The sequence below is a fragment of the Streptomyces panacea genome, from assembly GCF_040560175.1.
GTDB classification, from domain to species: domain Bacteria; phylum Actinomycetota; class Actinomycetes; order Streptomycetales; family Streptomycetaceae; genus Streptomyces; species Streptomyces panacea.
Genome location: NZ_JARJHW010000143.1, coordinates 1 through 18869 on the forward strand (window position 1 = coordinate 1; position 18869 = coordinate 18869).

General features: G+C 72.5%; 15 protein-coding genes. 4 read left to right on the forward strand and 11 right to left on the reverse strand.

Features of this window, described 5'->3' with window-relative positions:
- The 4 genes from P3L51_RS26730 to P3L51_RS26745 form a co-directional block, all read right to left on the reverse strand.
- Window positions 1-425 (reverse strand): YybH family protein (locus P3L51_RS26730; protein WP_354607853.1); only part of this gene is annotated, 425 nt, incomplete at its 3' end.
- A 191-nt stretch (window positions 426-616) separates the two neighbouring features.
- Window positions 617-3040: a glycoside hydrolase family 2 protein gene (locus P3L51_RS26735; protein ID WP_354607854.1), complete on the reverse strand. Its 2424-nt coding sequence runs from the start codon at window positions 3038-3040 to the stop codon at window positions 617-619.
- Between the two features lie 145 nt (window positions 3041-3185).
- On the reverse strand, window positions 3186-3590 hold the full coding sequence (locus tag P3L51_RS26740) for a RidA family protein (RefSeq protein WP_354607855.1): 405 nt from the start codon (window positions 3588-3590) through the stop codon (window positions 3186-3188).
- Entirely contained in the window at window positions 3587-4708 is a 1122-nt protein-coding gene (locus P3L51_RS26745; RefSeq protein WP_354607856.1) for an acyl-CoA dehydrogenase family protein, read from the reverse strand. Before P3L51_RS26745 ends, P3L51_RS26740 begins: the two co-directional genes overlap by 4 nt.
- A 106-nt stretch (window positions 4709-4814) precedes the next feature.
- Between P3L51_RS26745 and P3L51_RS26750 the strand changes: the two genes are divergently transcribed.
- Genes P3L51_RS26750 through P3L51_RS26760 form a run of 3 tightly spaced genes read left to right on the forward strand, consistent with a single transcriptional unit; the run spans window position 4815 to window position 7811 of the window.
- Window positions 4815-6452, forward strand: a complete 1638-nt coding sequence (locus P3L51_RS26750) for an AMP-binding protein (RefSeq protein ID WP_354607857.1) — start codon at window positions 4815-4817, stop codon at window positions 6450-6452.
- Between the two features lie 42 nt (window positions 6453-6494).
- Window positions 6495-7313 (forward strand): PaaX family transcriptional regulator, encoded by an 819-nt coding sequence (locus P3L51_RS26755; RefSeq protein WP_354607858.1) that lies wholly within the window; start codon window positions 6495-6497, stop codon window positions 7311-7313.
- A gap of 42 nt (window positions 7314-7355) precedes the next feature.
- Window positions 7356-7811 carry a hypothetical protein gene (locus P3L51_RS26760; protein WP_354607859.1) on the forward strand — a complete coding sequence of 152 codons (456 nt, stop codon included), beginning with the start codon at window positions 7356-7358 and terminating at the stop codon, window positions 7809-7811.
- On the opposite strand, the gene P3L51_RS26765 is transcribed toward P3L51_RS26760, so the two are convergent.
- Together P3L51_RS26765 and P3L51_RS26770 are read right to left on the reverse strand one after the other, a co-directional pair.
- Window positions 7798-10131 (reverse strand): bifunctional salicylyl-CoA 5-hydroxylase/oxidoreductase, encoded by a 2334-nt coding sequence (locus tag P3L51_RS26765; RefSeq protein WP_354607860.1) that lies wholly within the window; start codon window positions 10129-10131, stop codon window positions 7798-7800. The genes P3L51_RS26760 and P3L51_RS26765 overlap by 14 nt on opposite strands.
- Window positions 10116-10943 (reverse strand): enoyl-CoA hydratase family protein, encoded by an 828-nt coding sequence (locus tag P3L51_RS26770; protein ID WP_354607861.1) that lies wholly within the window; start codon window positions 10941-10943, stop codon window positions 10116-10118. Before P3L51_RS26770 ends, P3L51_RS26765 begins: the two co-directional genes overlap by 16 nt.
- A 386-nt stretch (window positions 10944-11329) precedes the next feature.
- On the opposite strand from P3L51_RS26770, the gene P3L51_RS26775 reads away from it, so the two are divergent.
- Window positions 11330-11749: an ATP-binding protein gene (locus P3L51_RS26775; protein WP_354607862.1), complete on the forward strand. Its 420-nt coding sequence runs from the start codon at window positions 11330-11332 to the stop codon at window positions 11747-11749.
- Between the two features lie 87 nt (window positions 11750-11836).
- On the opposite strand, the gene argF is transcribed toward P3L51_RS26775, so the two are convergent.
- The 5 genes from argF to P3L51_RS26800 form a co-directional block, all read right to left on the reverse strand.
- Window positions 11837-12868: an ornithine carbamoyltransferase gene (gene argF / locus P3L51_RS26780; protein WP_354607863.1), complete on the reverse strand. Its 1032-nt coding sequence runs from the start codon at window positions 12866-12868 to the stop codon at window positions 11837-11839.
- Window positions 12869-13037: 169 nt separating this feature from the next.
- Complete coding sequence (locus P3L51_RS26785) at window positions 13038-14270, reverse strand: arginine deiminase (protein WP_354607864.1); 1233 nt, start codon at window positions 14268-14270, stop codon at window positions 13038-13040.
- Between the two features lie 106 nt (window positions 14271-14376).
- The gene (locus P3L51_RS26790) at window positions 14377-17094 is read right to left on the reverse strand and encodes a polynucleotide kinase-phosphatase (RefSeq protein ID WP_354607865.1); all 2718 of its coding nucleotides are present in this window, start codon (window positions 17092-17094) and stop codon (window positions 14377-14379) included.
- Entirely contained in the window at window positions 17091-18653 is a 1563-nt protein-coding gene (locus tag P3L51_RS26795) for a 3' terminal RNA ribose 2'-O-methyltransferase Hen1 (protein WP_354607866.1), read from the reverse strand. The genes P3L51_RS26790 and P3L51_RS26795 overlap by 4 nt, the downstream gene beginning before the upstream one ends.
- A gap of 110 nt (window positions 18654-18763) precedes the next feature.
- Window positions 18764-18869 (reverse strand): homocysteine S-methyltransferase family protein (locus tag P3L51_RS26800; RefSeq protein ID WP_354607867.1); only part of this gene is annotated, 106 nt, incomplete at its 5' end.

Genomic DNA, 18869 nt, shown 5'->3' on the forward strand with positions numbered 1-18869 from the left:
CCCGAGGCGTCGGGGAACGAGTGGTGCTCGTGCGCGACCACCCACCGTCCCCGTTCCTTGCGCAGCCCGACGGTCAGCCGCAGGCGGGTGTCGGAGCGCTCGGCCACCTCACGCGGCGAACCGCAGCGCAGGAGGGCGTACGCGTAGGCGACCTCGGCGCCCGCGGTGACGTCCAACTCCAGGATGTCGAACGTGGCCCCGTTCGCCTGCCACTCGAAGAAGCCGGGCCAGGTGTCGCGGTAGGCGTCGATGCCGCGTACGCCCTCCTGGGGCGGCGGCACGTCGAACATCACGATGTCCGCGGCGTGGTCGGCCAGCACCCGGTCCATGTCACCCGCGCGCACGGCCGCCGCCCACCGCTCGATCAGCTCCCGGATCCGCTGCTCGTCCTGGGACCGCGTCCGGGGCTGCTGGGACTGGGACATGGCGCGGCTCGCTCTCCTTCGGTTCCGCACCTCGTACGGGTACGGCAACTGGGGAGACTACGACCGGGGCCGGAACTCATCGGCGCGCGACGCGCGAGGCGAGTCCCGCCCTCAGTGCGGGGAGACGGCGGCGCGCGACACGCCGGCGCGGGCGGCGGCGTCCCTGATGGTCAGCCGCTGCCCGGCCGCGTTCACGCGGGCTCCACCATGAACAGCGCGGCCCGGACGTCGGCGGGCGAGGGGGCCCCGTCGCCGTCCCAGCCGCGTACCCGGATGGTGACGCTCTCGCCGGGCAGCAGCGTCAGCGGCCCCTGGTCGGCGACGGCCGACGGCGCGAGCCGGTCGGCCTGGAGCAGCAGGTCGCGCAGGAGCGTGCGAGCGGTCACGACGATGTCCACCGCGCCCTCGCGGGCCAGGATCTCCACGTCGTAGCGCGGGGCCCGATAGGCGAACTCCCGGTCGCGTACGGGGAAGTGCAGCGCCCGCAGCTCCCCCGCGTCGGCGACCAGGAACTCCTTCGCCGAACCGGCGTCCGGCAGCAGGTCGTCCGGCACCGGCGCGAGCGCGACCGAGCGTGCCCCCGCCCGCGCCGTCACCGTCGTCTCGGCGAGGGTCCGCCCGTCGGCGGTCATGCGGCGCAGCGTCACGGCCGCGTCCCAGGGCGCCGGGGACTGGTTGTCGGCGACGACGGCCGGCCGGCCGTCGCGGTTCTGTACGGTGAGCAGCCGGTCCGCGTAGAGCCGCCGCAGCGTGAAGTACAGCGGCTTGGGGCGTTCGTCGCCGTCGATGGCGGCCCAGGAGGTCACCGGCCAGCAGTCGTTGAGCTGCCACAGGACGGTGCCCGCGCACACCGGCCAGTGGGAACGCCAGTGTGCGATGCCGGTGGCGATGGCGCGTGCCTGGTTGAGCTGGGTGAGGTAGTGCCAGCGGTCGAAGCCGGGCGCCCCGGCGTCCGGCAGGGCGAAGTGGTGGGCGAGGCCGCGCTCCAGTTTGCCGTTGCCGTCGTACGCCTTCTGGTGGTGGAGCATGCCCGGTGAGGTGGCGGACAGTTCCTCGCCCGGCAGCGCGCGCCGCAGCGTGGCGTGGGCGGGCGGTGCCTGCCAGCCGAACTCGGCCACGAAGCGGGGGACGGTGTCGAGGTAGTCCGTGTAGTCGGTGCGGTTCCAGACGTCCCAGGAGTGCGCGGTGCCGTGCGCGGGGTCGTTGGGGTGGTGGTCCCAGCTGCCGGACCAGGGGCTGCCCGCCCAGTAGGGCCGGGTGGGGTCGGTCTCAGCGACCACGCGGGGCAGCAGGCCCAGGTAGTAGCCCTCGCCCCAGGAGTCGCCGTCGAGCGTCGGCTCCCAGTCCCAGTCGCGGAAGCCCCACAGGTTCTCGTTGTTGCCGTTCCACAGGACGAGGGAGGCGTGCGGCATCAGGCGGGTGACGTTCTCGCGGGCCTCGGCCTCGATCTCGGAGCGCAGCGGCTGCTCCTCGGGGTAGGCGGCGCACGCGAAGGGAAAGTCCTGCCAGACCAGCAGGCCGAGTGCGTCGCAGACGTCGTAGAAGTCGTCGCTCTCGTAGATGCCGCCGCCCCAGACCCGTACGAGATTGACGCCCGCGTCGGCGGCCTGGGTGAGACGGGTGCGGTAGCGGTCGGGGGTGATGCGGGAGGGGAAGACGTCGTCGGGGATCCAGTTGACGCCGCGCGCGAAGACCGGCTCGCCGTTGACGGCCAGGGTGAACGCGGTGCCGTGCGTGTCGGCGCCGGTGTCGAGGGTGACGGTACGGAATCCGAGCCGCCGCTCCCAGCGGTCGAGTACGGCGCCGTCGGCGTCCAGCAGCTCCAACTCCGCTTCGTGAAGCGCTTGTTCGCCGTAGCCACGGGGCCACCACAGGGCGGCGCCCGGGACCTCGACGGTGAGGGTGGCGTGCGAGTCGTCGAAGTCGAGGGAGGCGGTGTGGTCACCGACGCGGGCGCGGAGGGTGAGGCCCCCTGCTCCGGAGGTCCGCTCGATGTCAACGCGCAGTTCGGCGCGGCCTGTTGAGCCGTCGACGGTCAGGAGCGGGCGGACGGTGGCGAGCCGGGCGGTGGACCAGTGCTCCAGCCGGGCGGGCTTCCAGATACCGGCGGTGACCAGGGTCGGCCCCCAGTCCCAGCCGAAGGAGCAGGCCATCTTGCGGATGTACTGGAACGGCTCGGGATAGGCGTTGGGCCGCTCTCCCACCAGGGCGCGTACGGCCTCTGCCTCGGTGTAGGCGGAGGTGAACTCCACGGAGAGCGGGGTGGGGGCGGTGGGGTCCAGCCGGTACGTCACGTCGAAGCGGTAACCACGGTGCATGTTGCGGGTGTTGCCGACGCGTTCACCACCCACGCTGATCGCGGCGACGGTGTCGAGTCCGTCGAAGACGAGGTCGGTGCGCTCGTGCGCGGTGTCGCGGGCGCCGAGGACGGTGTCGTAACGCCAGTCCTCGCGGCCCACCCAGGCGACCGCCGTCTCGTTCCGGGAGAGGAAGGGGTCCTCGATGAGCCCGGCGGCGAGCAGGTCGGTGTGGACGCAGCCGGGGACCGCCGCCGGTACGTCGGTCCGCTCGTGGCGCAGCGTCCAGCCTTCGGTCAGGGGGGTGACGTCCTTCATGCGGCATGCTCCGATCTCGGACGGCGTGCCGCTCAACGTAGAGGCGGGCACGTGGTCCGGTCCATGGACCGGCCAGGCGTTCTTCCGCCGTGCGGGCAGGGGAGTTGGGGCCGGTTTGCTGGACCTGTACTCAACTCGCCCCGCGTCAGGGCACCATCGCGATGCCGTCCAGCTCCACCAGCGCGCTCTCGTCCCAGAGTCTGACCGCGCCGATCAGTGCCATCGCCGGGTACTCGCGGCCCGCGAGCCGCCGCCACACCCGGCCCAGTTCGGCGGCGTGGGCGCGGTAGTCCGCGACGTCGGTGGCGTAGACGGTGACGCGCGCGAGGTGGTCCGGGGTGCCGCCCGTCGCGGCCAGCGCGGCGAGGAGGTTGCCCAGTGCCGTCTCGAACTGCTCGACCAGGGTCTCCCCCACGACCGCGCCGGCCTGGTCGAGCGCGGTCTGGCCGGCCAGGAACACCAGTCGGCCGTCCGTCGCCGTCACGCTCACCGCGTGCGAGAAGCCGGTGGGCGGGGCGAGTTCGGCGGGGTTGGTCCGCTCCAGGCTCATCCGTACAACTCCTTGGCGATGATGGTGCGTTGGACCTCGGTCGCGCCCTCGTAGATACGGGGCGCGCGGACCTCGCGGTAGAGGTGTTCCAGCAGGTGGCCGCGTTGGAGGGCGCGGGCGCCGTGCAGTTGGACGGCGGCGTCGACCACGTACTGCGCGGTCTCGGTCGCGAACAGCTTCGCCATCGCCGACCGGCGGGGCACGTCCGGCGCCCCGGAGTCGTACGCCTCGGCCGCCGCGTACACCAGCAGCCGGGCCGCCTCCGTGCGTGTCGCCATCTCCGCGACCTGGTGCGCGACGGACTGGAGGTTCTTGAGCGGGCCGCCGAAGGCGGTGCGGTCGGCGGTGTGCAGGAGGGTCGCTTCGAGGGCGGCGCCCGCCATGCCGACGGCGAAGGCGCCGACGCTGGGGCGGAAGAGGTTGAGGGTGTTCATGGCGACGCGGAAGCCCCGGTCCACCTCGCCCAGGACGTCGGTGGGGCTCACGCGTACGGAGTCGAAGGCCAGGGCGCCGATGGGGTGCGGTGAGAGCATCTCGATCGGCGAGCCCGTCAGTCCGGGCCGGTCGGCGGGGACGAGGAACGCGGTGACGCCGCGCGCCCCGGCGCCCGGGGTGGTACGGGCGAAGACGGTGTAGAAGTCGGCCCCGGGCGCGTTGGAGATCCAGCGCTTCTCGCCGGTGAGCAGCCAGCCGGGGCCGTCCGGCCCGTTGTCCTCCACCGCGTCGAGCGCGAGCGCCGCCGCGTCGGATCCGGCGCCCGGCTCGCTCAGCGCGAACGCGGCCACGGCGCGGCCCGCCGCCACCTCGGGCAGCCAGCGCGCCCGTTGCTCCTCGGTGCCGGCCTGGACGATCGGGTAGCTGCCGAGCCCCTGGAGGGCGAGTGCGGTCTCCGCCTCCGTACAGCCGTGGGCCAGGGACTCGCGCAGCAGGCAGAGATCGAGCGCTCCGGCGGTCAGCATGCGGTCGAGGAGCCCCAGCTCACCGAGGGCGGTGACCAGCGGGCGGTTGATCCGGCCCGGCTCGCCCTTCTCGGCGAGCGGGCGGAGCCGGTCGGCGGCGACGGCGCGCAGCTCGTCGCACCAGGACTTTTGTGCCGGATCGAGCGAGAATACGGGCATCCGGGCCCTCACTTGAATCGCGTCTATCGCGGACTGTTGACTGTCGTCACCCACACGATACGCTCGATGCACAAGGCCACCAAGCCACCCCACGAGGGGGCGAACGATGGAGCTGACACCGGCGGTTCTCACACCCTCGGCGCACCGCGACACTTTTCCGCGCGACCATCTGCCGCCGCCCGAGCAGTGGCCGGAGCTCGTCTTCGACCCGCCCGAACTGCGCGGGCCCGACCGGCTCAACTGCGCCGTCGAACTGCTCGACCGCACGGTGGAGCGCTTCGGCGCCGACCGCCCCGTCTTCCACCTCCCGTCCGGCGACAGCTGGTCGTACGGCCAACTGCGCGCCCACGTCGACCGGATCGCGCACGTCCTGACCTCCGACCTGGGCGTGGTGCCGGGCAACCGGGTCCTGCTGCGCGGCCCGACGACACCCTGGCTGGCCGCGTGCTGGCTGGCCGTCCTGAAGGCGGGCGGGGTGGCGGTGACCGTGCTCGCCCAGCAGCGGGCGCGGGAGCTGGCCACGATGTGCGAGATCGCGCGGGTCGGGCACGCGCTCTGTGACATCCGGTCGGTCGACGACCTGATCGAGGCGCAGGTGCCGGGGCTGCGCGTCGCGACGTACGGAGGCGAGGGGCCGGACGATCTGCTGCGGCTGGCGGAGGGGAAGCCGGAGCGGTACGAGGCGGTGGAGACGGCGGCCGACGACGTCGCGCTCATCGCGTTCACCTCGGGGACCACGGGGCGGCCCAAGGGCTGCATGCACTTCCACCGCGACGTGCTCTCCATCGCCGACACGTTCTCGCGCCATGTGCTGCGCCCGGAGCCGGACGACGTGTTCGCCGGCAGTCCGCCGCTCGGCTTCACCTTCGGGCTCGGCGGCCTGCTCGTCTTCCCGATGCGGGCGGGCGCCTCGACGCTGCTGCTCGAACAGGCGGGCCCCAAGCAGCTGTTGGCGGCTGTCGCCGAGCGCGGGGTGTCGGTGCTGTTCACGGCGCCGACGGCGTACCGCGTGATGCTGGGCGAACTCGGCGCCGCGGGGACCTACGACATCTCCGGTCTGCGCCGCTGCGTGTCCGCCGGGGAGAATCTGCCCGCCGCCACCTGGCAGGACTGGTACGAGCGGACCGGGATCCGCGTCATCAACGGCATCGGCGCGACGGAGCTGCTGCACATCTTCATCTCGGCCGCCGACGAGGCGGTCCGGCCCGGCACGACGGGTGTTCCGGTCCCCGGCTGGGAGGCGCGCGTCGTGGACGAGTCCGGTGTCCCGCTGCCCGACGGGGAGCCGGGGCTGCTGGCCGTACGCGGCCCGGTGGGCTGCCGCTATCTCTCCGATCCGCGTCAGTCGGTCTATGTACGCGACGGCTGGAACCTCACCGGCGACACCTATGTACGGGAGCCGGACGGCTACTTCCGCTATGTCGCGCGCGCCGACGACATGATCATCTCGGCGGGGTACAACATCGCGGGCCCCCAGGTCGAGGAGGCCCTGCTGGCGCACCCCGATGTGACGGAGGCGGCGGTCGTGGGCCATCCCGACGAGCTGCGGGGCCAGATCGTGGCGGCGTACGTCGTCCTGCGCGAAGGGGTAGGGGCGGGCGAGGGGACGAAGGAGGCGCTGCGCGCGTTCGTCAGGTCCCGGCTGGTGCCGTACAAATGCCCGCGTGTCTTCGAGTTCCTGGACGCGCTCCCCCGTACCCCGACGGGCAAACTCCAGCGCTTCCGGCTCCGGCCCGGCGCCTGAGCGCGTCCGGCCCGCCCCGCGACCACCCCTTAGAGTGATCACGTGGCCGAGCAGCACACCCCGCGATCCCTGATCGTCACCCTCTACGGCGCGTACGGCCGGACGCCGGACGGCGCGCCGCTCGCCGTGGCCGAGCTGGTCCGGCTGCTCGGCGCGCTCGGGGTCGACGCACCGTCCGTACGGTCGTCGGTGTCGCGGCTCAAGCGCCGGGGACTGCTGATCGCCGAGCGCACGCCGGAGGGCGCGGCGGGGTACGCGCTCTCGGCCGACGCGCGGCAGCTGCTCGACGACGGCGACCGGCGCATCTACGACCGACCAGTGCCCCGGCTCTCCGACGGCTGGGTGCTCGCGGTGTTCTCCGTCCCCGAGGCCGAGCGGCACAAGCGCCATCTGCTGCGGTCGCGGCTGGCCCGGCTGGGCTTCGGGACCGCCGCGCCGGGGGTGTGGATCGCGCCCGGCCATCTGTACGAGGAGACGCGGCACGCGCTGGAGCGGCTGCGACTCGACCCGTACGTCGACCTGTTCCGCGGCGAGCACCTGGGCTTCGCGGCGACGGCGGAGGCCGTGGGGCGGTGGTGGGACCTCGGGGAGATCGCCGCGCTGCACAAGGAGTTCCTGGCGGCGCACGAGCCGGTGCTGCGGCGGTGGGAGACCCACGGGTCGGCCGCCGACACGGCCGAATCCGCCTACCGGGACTATCTGCCGGCTCTCGACTCCTGGCGCCAACTGCCGTACGCCGACCCGGGGTTGCCGGTGGAGCTGCTGCCCGCGGGGTGGCCGGGCGGGCGCTCGGCGGAGGTGTTCGCGGCGCTGCACGGCCAACTGCGGGACGCCGGGGCCGAGTTCGTACACCGGCCCTGAATTCGGGCGACTCGCCGGGCGGGGGCGGCCATCATCGGGGGCATGGACGAAACACCCGAACCGCGGTGGATGATCGTCGCCAACGTGGTGCGGTGGCGGCGGTACGGCGACGGCGGCCAGGAGCCGCGGCCCGGCACGAAGGCGTACCGGGGCGGCGCCCGGGTGTTCGTCATCGACACCTACCCCGGGATGGGGCACGCGGACGTGACCACGGTCGGCCAGGCGCGCGACACCGGCCACTGGATCACCATCGACATGCCGTCGCGGCATCTGCACACATGCCGGGCCAGGCTCGTGTACGCCCCCGCCGTGCTGCGCCGGGCCGAGAAGCTGGGTGTCATGGCGCACACTGAAAAGTGTGCGCGGGAGCGGGCCGCCGGTCTGGAACGGCTCGCGGCGCTGTACCGCCGGGAGGCCCATCCCGGCGTCCCGCACCCCGGCGGGTGTCTCTGCCACGAGTGCCCGACCGACGGACCCGGCCCGGTCAGCTCAGGGTGAGTCTCGGCTTCGGGCCGTCCGTGCGGCCCGTCGGAGGTGTACGGCTGCCCGCGCGGTACGGCGCCGGCCATGGTGCGGCCGGGCCGCCGTAGCCCTGGTCGGCCGCCGCGTGCAGGGTCCAGTGCGGGTCGTAGAGGTGGGGGCGGGCCAGGGCGCAGAGGTCCGCGCGGCCCGCCAGCAGGAGTGAGTTGACGTCGTCCCAGGACGAGATGGCGCCGACGGCGATCACCGGCACCCCGAGGGTGTTGCGGATCCGGTCGGCGAACGGTGTCTGGTAGGAGCGGCCGAACTCGGGGCGTTCCTCGGGGACGACCTGTCCGGTCGACACGTCGATCGCGTCGGCGCCGTGCGCGACGAACGCGCGCGCGATCTCCACCGCCTCCTCTGCGGTGTTGCCGCCCGGGGTCCAGTCGGTGGCGGAGATCCGGACCGTCATCGGCCGGTCGGCGAGCCACGACTCCCTCACGGCATCGAAGACTTCGAGCGGGTAGCGGAGCCGTCCGGCGAGGTCGCCGCCGTACGCGTCGGTCCGGGTGTTGGTCAGCGGCGAGAGGAAGCCGGACAGCAAGTACCCGTGGGCGCAGTGGAGTTCGAGCAGGTCGAAGCCGGCGTCGGCGGCCCGGCGGGTCGCGGAGGCGAACTGCTCGCGTATCTCGGTGAGTCCCGCCCGGTCGAGCGCGTGCGGGACCTGGCCGACGCCCGGCAGGTACGGCAGCGCCGAGGCGGCGGACAGCGGCCAGTTGCCAGCCGACAGCGGCTGGTCCATGCCCTCCCACATGAGGCGCGTGGAGCCCTTGCGCCCCGAGTGGCCGAGCTGGATCCCGATCGCGGCACCAGGTGAACCGCCTTCTGTGGGGGCGCCGTTGTGGACGAAATCCGTCACCCGCCGCCAGGCCGCGCCCTGTTCGTCCGTCCAGAGCCCGGTGCAGCCCGGTGTGATCCTGCCCTCCGGGCTGACGCACACCATCTCCGTCATCACGAGCCCCGCCCCGCCGAGGGCGCGCGCCCCGAGGTGCACGAGGTGGAAGTCGCCGGGAACGCCGTCCTGGGCGACGTACATGTCCATGGCCGAGACCACGACCCGGTTGCGCACCGTCAGTCCGCGCAGCCGGAAGGGGGTGAACATCGGGGGCGTACCGGGCTCGCAGCCGAAGTCCTCCTCCACCGCTCCCGTGAATTCGGCGTCGCGCAGCCGCAGATTGTCGTGCGTGACGCGGCGGCTGCGGGTGAGGAGACCGAACGCGAACTGCCGGGCCGGCTGGTCGGTGTAGGTGGCCAGCTCCTCGAACCAGCGCAGACTCGCCGCCGCCGCGCGCTGGGTCGACTCCACGACGGGGCGGCGCTCGGTCTCGTACGCGGCGAGCGCGGCCGGCAGATCGGGGCGCTCCTCGACGCACGCCGCGAGCGCCAGGGCGTCCTCGACGGCGAGCTTCGTGCCGGAGCCGATGGAGAAGTGCGCGGTGTGGGCGGCGTCGCCGATGAGGACCGTGTTGCCGTGGCTCCAGTGCGCGTTGACGACCGTGCGGAACGCCGTCCAGGACGACTTGTTGGCCCGCAGCGCCCGCCCGCCGAGCGCGTCGGCGAAGATCTTGGCGCACCGCTCGGTGGACTGCCGCTCGTCGAGGACGTCGAACCCGGCCGCGCGCCAGACCTCTTCGCGCATCTCGACGATGACGGTGCTCGCGTCGGACGAGAACGGGTAGCCGTGGAGCTGCATCACACCGTGCTCGGTCTCGGCGATCTCGAAGCGGAACGCGTCGAAGGCGAAGTCGGCGGCGAGCCAGATGTACCGGCAGCGCTCGGTGGTGACGGTGGGCCGGAAGACATCGGCGTGGCTCTCGCGGGTGCGGCTGTTCACCCCGTCGGCGGCGATCACCAGGTCGTGGGTGGCGGCGAGTTGGGCGGCGGGAGGTGCCTGGGTGCGGAAGCGGAGCCGTACACCCAGGGACGCGCAGCGCTCGTGCAGGATCTCCAGGAGCCGGCGGCGGCCGAGGGCGGCGAAGCCGTGGCCGCCGGAGGTCAGGGTGCGGCCCCGGTGGACGATGTCGATGTCGTCCCAGCGCACGAACTCGCCCTGGAGGGCGCGGTGGACGGTGGGGTCGGCGTGCTCGATGCCGCCCAATGTCTCGTCGGAGAGGACGACTCCGAAGCCGAAGGTGTCGTCGGGGGCGTTGCGCTCCCAGACGGTTATCTCGCGCCGGGGGTCGAGCCGCTTGAGCAGCACGGCGGCGTACAGCCCGCCGGGCCCGCCGCCGATGACGGCGACCTTCAGCGGCTTGGCGGCCGCCCCCGCGCCCGACACGGCTAGCGGCCCTGCCACTTGGGGGGCCGCTTCTCGGTGAAGGCGGCGTGGAACTCCGCGTAGTCCTCGCCGTTCATGAGCAACGCCTGGGTGGCGGCGTCCAGTTCGACGGACGCGGCGAGCGGCATGTCCAGCTCCGCGGTGAGCAGCGCCTTCGTCTGCGCGTACGCGAGGGCCGGGCCGTCGGCGAGCCGGCGGGCGAGTTCGGCGGCGCGGGCGTCGGCGGCGCCCTCGTCGGTCAACTCGCTGATGAGACCGATGCGTTCGGCCTCGGGTGCGCGCACCGGTTCGCCGAGCATCAGCAGCCGGGTGGCGTGTCCGAGGCCGACGACGCGCGGCAGCAGATACGCCGCGCCCATGTCGCCGCCGGAGAGACCGACGCGGGTGAAGAGGAACGCGAAGCGCGCGGTGGGGTCGGCGACGCGGAAGTCGGCGGCGAGCGCGAGGACGGCGCCGGCGCCGGCGGCGACCCCGTGCACGGCGGCGATCACCGGGAACGGGCATTCGCGCACGGCCCTGACGACCTGCCCGGTCATGCGGTTGAAGTCGAGGAGCTGGGCGGTGTCCATGGAGAGCGTGGCACCGATGATCTCGTCCACGTCGCCGCCCGAGCAGAAGCCGCGCCCCTCGCCCGCCAGTACGAGGGCGCGGACGGACCGCTCCCTGGACAGCTCGGCGAGCAGGTCGCGCAGGTCGGCGTAGGCACCGAAGGTGAGGGCGTTGAGCTTGTCGGGCCGGGCGAGGGTGACGGTCGCGACGCCGTCCTCGCGTGTCAGCCGCAGATGGCGCCACTCCTCGGTGCGGGGGGTGGAGCCGGAGAACGGGCTCATGGGGTGCGGCCTCCTTCAGCTCGACGCCGGGCTGACCTACGCCAAGAAAGGTATCACTCGCCCGTGACTGCCGTCACGAGTGCGCGATACGGGCGCGCGACGCCGCGAGCGGGCCGCCGCCGGGCCCGCGCCGGCCCGCGCCGGCCCGCGCCAGGCCCCGGCAAACCCCTGCCGGACCCCCGGCAGACCCGCCGGATCCTGCCCCGGGGGCGCCAAAGGTCCCGGCCGATAAGTGGCGGAGGTCCCATTTCCGGCAGTCCGCTGCCCCTTGTTATGCCGCTCACGCTCCGTAAGGTTGGGCCCCAGGCCCATCTGCGTCGCGAGACTCCCCGAGTTCCGGCTCGCGACCTCACGGCATCTCGCACAGCCCGAACGGATCCCCCGCCTTGCTCGACGAAGCATCGGACACCGCCTCCTGGCGCATCACCCTGCCGCACAGCGCGGCAGCGGTGCCGATGGCGCGCGCCCTGATCCGTACCGCGCTGGCCGACATCGGGCCGACGGCGGACAGCGACACGGCGGAACTGCTGACGGCGGAGTTGGTCGCCAACGCCGTCGAGCACACCAGCCCGGACGTCCCCATCGAGCTGGTGGTCGAGCTGCTGCCCTGGGGCTGCCAGATCGAGGTCCACGACGGCGACCCGGGCCCGCCGGGCGACCTGTCGGCGCCGGTGCCCGGCCGCGTACCCGACCCCTGGCAGGAGCACGGCAGGGGGCTGCTGCTGATCCGTACGCTGAGCGCCGACTGCGGTCACCGTCCGACGGATCAGGGCAAGGCGGTCTGGTTCACCCTGTCAGCGCGCTGACACGGGGAAGGTCGGGGTTCCGACACGGCGGACATCACCGCTGCCGACACGGGGTGGGCGACACGGGGCGGGCGACACGGGCGAACGTCAGCGCGCCGCACCACGCGGCGTGACCTGGTCCGGGGCCAGCGTCGCGACGAGTACGGCCTTGATCGTGTGCAGCCGGTTCTCCGCCTCGTCGAAGACCACGGAGTGCGCGGACTCGAACACCTCGTCGGTCACTTCGAGTTCCGTGAGCCCGTGGCGCTCGTGGATCTCCCACCCGACGACCGTCCCCAGGTCGTGGAAGGCCGGGAGGCAGTGCATGAACTTCACGTCCGGATTCCCGGTCGCGCTCAGCACGTCCATCGTCACGCTGTACGGCCCGAGGGCCGCGATGCGCTCGTCCCAGATCTCCTGCGGCTCCCCCATCGACACCCATACGTCGGTGGCCACGAAGTCGGCGCCGCCGACACCCTCGGCGATCGACTCGGTGAGCGTGATACGGGCGCCGCTGGTCTCGGCGGACTTGCGGGCCAGCGCGACGACGTCGTCCGCGGGCCAGTAGGCGCGGGGAGCGACGATCCGCACGTCCATGCCCAGCAGCGCACCGGTGACGAGGTAGGAGTTGCCCATGTTGTAGCGGGCGTCGCCGAGGTAGGCGAAGGCGATCCGCTCCAGCTGCTTGTCGGTGTGCTCGGTCATCGTGAGCACGTCCGCCAGCATCTGCGTGGGGTGCCAGTCGGCGGTGAGCCCGTTGAAGACGGGCACCCCGGCGTAGGCGGCCAGCTCCTCGACGGTCGCCTGGGCGTCACCGCGGAACTCGATGCCGTCGAACATCCGGCCGAGCACGCGCGCGGTGTCCTTGGCGGACTCCTTCTTCCCGATGTGCGAGCCGGACGGGTCGATGTACGTCGTGGAGGCGCCCTGGTCGGCCGCGGCCACCTCGAACGCGCAGCGCGTACGCGTCGACGCCTTCTCGAAGATGAGGGCGATGTTCTTGCCGCGCAGGAGCTGCACCTCGTTGCCCGACCTCTTCGCGGCCTTGAGCCCGGCGGCCAGCTCGACCAGCCCCCGGAACTCGTCGGCGGTGAAGTCGAGCTCCTTGAGGAAGTGGCGGCCTGCGAGTTGTATCGCCATGTGGCTGCTCCTGCGTCGCGAATACGGAGACCTGTACGGGGACCGATACAGAGACCTTGGAACTATATACGACCTACCGTATTGATATACAGGGGGCAGGTGGACCCGCCCGACCGGCCTGTCGACCGGCCTGTCGACCGGCCTGCCCGTCGGCGCGCCGACCCGCCGGTCAGACCGCGTCCCGTTCGATCGGACAGCTCATACAGCGCGGCCCGCCCCGCCCCCGGCCCAGCTCACTGCCCCGGATCTCGATCACCTCGATCCCCTGCTTGCGCAGATACGTGTTGGTGGTGACGTTGCGCTCGTACGCGACGACCACCCCCGGCTCGACGGCCAGCACGTTGCAGCCGTCGTCCCACTGCTCGCGCGCGGCCGCGTGCACGTCCTGCGTCGCCGTCAGTACACGGATCTCGTCGAGCCCCAGGGCGGCGGCGATCGCGCGGTGCATGTGCTCCGGCGGATGGTCGGTCACCTTGAGTTCGTTCCCGCCCGCGCCCGGCTCGATGGTGTACGAGCGGAGCATGCCGAGACCCGCGTACTGCGTGAAGATGTCACGGTCGACCATCGTCATCACCGTGTCGAGATGCATGAAGGCGCGCCGCTTGGGCATGTCGAGCGCCACGATCGTGCGGGCGGAGCCGGCCTCGAACATCCCGCGCGCCAGCATCTCGACGGCCTGCGGCGTGGTGCGCTCGCTCATCCCGATCAGCACGGCGCCCTCACCGATGACCAGCACGTCACCACCCTCGATGGTGGACGGATAGTCGTCCTGCCCCTCCGACCAGTGATGGAAGGGACCCGCGTCCGGGCCGGTGAACAGCGGGTGGTGCTTGTAGATCGCCTCGAAGTGGACGGTCTCGCGCTGCCGGGCCGGCCAGCGCATCGCGTTGATGGACACACCGTCGTAGATCCAGGCGGAGGTGTCGCGGGTGAAGAGGTGGTTCGGCAGCGGGTCGAGGAGGAAGTCGTCCAGGTCCATGACATGGAAGCGGACGGAGGTCGGCTCGGCGTGGCTGTCCAGGAACTCGCGCTTGGTCATCCCGCCGACCAGCGCCTCCACGAGATCGGCGGTCGGCAGCTCGTCGAAGACCGATCTGAGGTGATCGGTGGCGAGCGGGCCGTACTCCTTCTCGTCGAAGACACGGTCCAGGACGAGCGCGCGAGCCGTCGGGATGTCCAGGGACTCGCGCAGCAGGTCGCCGAAGAGATGGACCTTGACGCCCCGGTCGCGCAGGACGTCGGCGAAGCCGTCGTGCTCCTCGCGCGCGCGGCGCACCCACAGCACGTCGTCGAAGAGCAACGTGTCCTTGTTGCCAGGGGTGAGCCGCTTCAGCTCCAGGTCAGGGCGGTGCAGTATGACGCGGCGCAGCCGCCCGGTCTCGGAGTCGACATGGAATCCCATGACCCCATCCTCGCGGATCGGGGACCGTTCACGCGGCGAATGAGCGCAGAGGCCGGGTCGCGCGGCTCCGGAAAGCCCCGCGACCCGGCCGGCCGGCGGACAGGGGCTACAGCCGGGGGTCCACCGGCTCCGACTCCAGCGCCAGAACCGCGAACACCGCCTCATGGACGCGCCACAGCGGCTCGTCGTCCGCCAGCCGGTCCAGCGCTTCGAGCCCGAGCGCGTACTCCCGCAGCGCCAGCGACCTCTTGTGACCGAGGAACCGGCCACGCAGCCGCTCCAGATTCTCCGGCCGGGTGTACTCGGGGCCGTAGATGATCCGCAGGTACTCGCGCCCGCGCACCTTGACGCCCGGCTGGACCAGCCGCTTCTTGCCGTCCCGTACGAGCGCCTGGAGCGGCTTGACGACCATGCCCTCGCCGCCGCGCCCGGTCATCTCCAGCCACCAGTCGACCCCGGCCCGTACCGACTCCTCGTCGCCCGTCTCCACGACGAGGCGGCGGGTGACCTGGAGCAGACCGGTCGGGTCGTGCTCGGTCAGCCGGTCGATCCAGGCCAGCTGCCGGTCGTGCGGTACAGAGGCAAGGTTGCGGCCCCGCGCGGCGAGGAGCTGGAACGGCGCGAGCCGTACGCCTTCCAGGCCGTCCGTCTCCCAGCAGTAGCGGCGGTACGCCTCCGTGAACGCCACCGCGTCGGTGGCCCGTTCACGCTGGACGGACAGCAGCGCGCCCACGTCGACACCCCGGGCGACGGCCGCTTCGAGCGCGCCCGTCACGGCCGGGAAGACGGCCCCCGCCGCCGCGCCGACCGCCGCGTACTGGGTGCGCAGGAGGCCGGTGGCCTTCAGGGACCAGGGCATCAGCTCGGCGTCGAGCAGCAGCCAGTCCGTTTCGAGCTCGTCCCAGAGGCCGGCGGCGCCGATGGCCGTACGGAGGCGGCCCAGGATCTCCTCGGTGACCGCCGGGTCGTCGAAGAAGGGGCGACCGGTGCGGGTGTGCAGGGCGCCGGTCGGTGCGCCGCGGTCGCCCTCGCTGCCCGGGTCGGCGGCGGGGGCGGTGCCGGTCTCTGTGCCGGTGCCGGGGGCGGTGCCGGTGGCTGGGCCACCGATGCCGGGGTCGATGCCAGGGCCGGGGCCGCCGATGCCGAAGCGTTCGCGCGCCACGGACGCGTCGCGGCAGACCAGCGCCACCGCGCGCGAGCCCATGTGCTTCTCCTCGCACACGACCTGCGCCACGCCGTCGTCGCGGTACTGCGCGAAGGCTTCGGCCGGGTGCTCCAGATAGCCCTCCTCGTGGGAGGTCGCGGTCGGTGCCATGGTCGGCGGCAGATAGGCGAGGAGGCGCGGGTCGACGGCGAAGCGGCTCATGACCTCCAGTGCCGCCGCCGCGTTCTCCTCGCGCACCGCGAGCCGGCCCATGTGCCGGGTCTCCACGGAACGCCGGCCGTGCACGTCGGCGAGGTCGAGCGGCCGGCCCTCGCGGCTGCCCGGCGCCTCCGTGCTGAGCGGCTTGGCCGGCTCGTACCAGACGCGCTCCGCCGGTACGTCGACCAGTTCGCGCTCGGGCCAGCGCAGCGCGGTCATCCTGCCGCCGAAGACGGCGCCGGTGTCGAGGCAGATGGTGTTGTTGATCCAGGAGGTGTTCGGTACGGGGGTGTGGCCGTACACGACGGCCGCCCGGCCCCGGTAGTCCTCGGCCCACGGGTAGCGGACGGGCAGGCCGAACTCGTCGGTCTCGCCGGTCGTGTCGCCGTACAGCGCGTGCGCGCGGACCCGGCCCGACGTGCGGCCGTGGTACTTCTCCGGCAGCCCGGCGTGGCAGACGACGAGCTTGCCGCCGTCCAGGACGTAATGGCTGACGAGGCCGTCGATGAAGGTCCCCACCTGCTCGCGGAAGGCGTCGTCCTCCTTCTCCAACTGCTCGACGGTCTCGGCGAGTCCATGCGTGAGCTGGACCTTTCTGCCCTTGAGCCAGCGGCCGAGCTTGTTCTCGTGGTTGCCCGGCACACACAGCGCGTTGCCCGCGCCGACCATGCGCATCACGCGGCGCAGCACACCGGGGCTGTCGGGGCCGCGGTCGACGAGGTCGCCGACGAAGACCGCCGTACGGCCTTCGGGGTGGGCGCCGTCGCCGTCCGCGTAACCGAGCCGGGCCAGCAGTGTGTCCAGCTCGGAGCGGCAGCCATGGATGTCGCCGATGATGTCGAAGGGGCCGGTGAGGTGGGTGAGGTCGTTGTAGCGGCGCTCGGTGACGACCTCGGCGCGCTCGACCTCCTCGACACCGCGCAGGACGTGCACCTTGCGGAAGCCCTCGCGTTCGAGTCCGCGCAGCGAACGGCGCAGTTCGCGCTGGTGGCGCTTGATGACATGGCGGGGCAGACCGGCCCGGTCGGGGCGGGCGGCGTTGCGTTCGGCGCAGACCGCCTCGGGCAGGTCGAGGACGATCGCGATGGGCAGCACGTCGTGCTCCCTGGCGAGGCGCACGAACTGCCTTCGGCTCTCCAGCTGGACGTTGGTGGCGTCGACAACCGTGCGCCGACCGGCGGCGAGGCGCTTGCCCGCGATGTAGTTGAGTACGTCGAAGGCGTCGCCGCTGGCGCTCTGGTCGTTCTCGTCGTCGGCGACGAGGCCGCGGCAGAAGTCCGAGGAGATGACCTCGGTGGGCTTGAAGTGGGTGCGCGCGAAGGTCGACTTGCCGGAGCCGGTGGCGCCGATCAGGACGACGAGGGAGAGGTCGGTGACGGGGAGGATCCGGGCGCCGGCCTCGGCGCCGGCCTTGGTCCCGGTGCCTGTCTCGGTCCCGGTGCCTGTCTCGTTGCTGCTCATGCGGCCTTCTCCTCCTTCACGTTCGTGGTCCTCGTGGTCCTTGTGGCCTTGGTGGTCTCTGTGGCGCTGAACACCGCCAGCTGCGTGGGCGGCCCCACCTCGGGGTCCTCCGGCCCCACCGGTACGTACCGCACGGCGTACCCGTGGCGCAGCGCCACCCTGTCCGCCCAGGCGCGGAACTCCGCGCGCGTCCACTCGAAGCGGTGGTCCCGGTGGCGCACGTGTCCGGCGGGGAGGGTCTCCCAGCGGACGTTGTACTCGACGTTCGGCGTCGTCACGACGACGGTCGCGGGCCGCGCCGTACCGAACACCGCGTACTCCAGGGCGGGCAGCTTCGGCAGGTCCAGGTGCTCGATCACCTCGCTGAGCACGGCGGCGTCGTAACCCTTGAGCCGCTTGTCCGTGTACGTGAGCGAGCTCTGCATCAGCGCGACGCGCTCGGCCTGGCGCTCGCTCATCCGCTCCACCTTGAGGCGGCGGGCGGCGACGGTGAGCGCGCGTACGGACACGTCGACGCCCACCACCTTGGTGAAGCGCATGTCCTTCAACAGGGCCTGTACGAGCTGGCCCTGGCCGCAACCGAGGTCGAGCACGCTGCCGGCGCCCGCGTCGCGCAGGGCGGTGAGGATCGCCTCGCGTCGCTGCTGGGCGAGGGAGACGGTCTTCTCGACGCTCTCGACCTTGTCGGCGTTCTTCCCCACGTTCTCGGCGTTCTCCGCCGGGGCGTCGTCGGGCTCCGGTGCCGGGTCCTCGACGGCGTTGTCGATCGCCTCGACGCCGATGTCGTCGGCCTCGGCGAGCCGGACCAGTTCGAGCCGGTCGTTGGCCTCCCTGGTCAGGCCCCAACGGCGGTTCAGATAGCGGCTGGTGATGAGCTGCCGCTCCGGGTGGTCGGCCAGCCAGCCCTCACCGGCCCGCAGCAGTTTCTCCACCTCGTCGGGCGCGACCCAGTAGTGCTTGGCGTCGTCGAGCACCGGCAGGAGCACGTACAACTGGCGCAGCGCGTCGGCGAGTCGCAGCTCCCCCTCCAGTACCAGCTGTACGTAGCGGGATTCGCCCCACGCGGGGAACGTCTCGTCCAGCGCCACCGGCCGCACGTCGACCGTTGTCCAGCCCAGCGGCCCGAAGAGGCCGCGGACCAGCTCGGCGCCACCGCGCGCGGGCACGGCGGGCACCTCGATCCGCAGGGGCAGAGGCTCGGCCGCGCGCTCGGGCAGCGCGTTGCACACGCCGCGCAGGGCGCTCTTGAAGACCGTGCTCAGGGCGACGGCGAGCAGCGAGGACGCGGCGTAGGGGCGGTCGTTGACGTACTGCGCGAGCGCCGCGTCGGGCGCGCCCCCGCGCCCCTTGTTCTTGCCGCGCCGCACGAGGGCCATCGGATCGACCTCCAGCAGGAGCGCCGCCGTGCAGCGCTCGGCGGACGCCTCGGGGTAGAGGACGTGCGCGGTGCCGTGGGAGGTGGAGAACGTCTGCGCCTTGTCGGGATGCTTGTGCAGCAGAAACCCGAGGTCGGTGGCGGGGCGTTCAGGGGTGCCGGTCGTACTGATCGTAAGGAACACCTGACCGAGTATGTGTGCCGGCCGGCCCGTACCGGTAGCGGATTACCGCGCCGTACGGAGGACTCCGCGCAAGGCGAAGGGCTGGAGGGGCGCGTCGAGCGGGCCGGCGGTCAGGGGGCGTACCTCTCCGCGTCCAGTTGGGCCGCGACCTCCGCGATCCGGGTGGGGCCGACGCGGCAGCAGCCGCCGAGGAGGCGGGCTCCGGCGCTCTGCCAG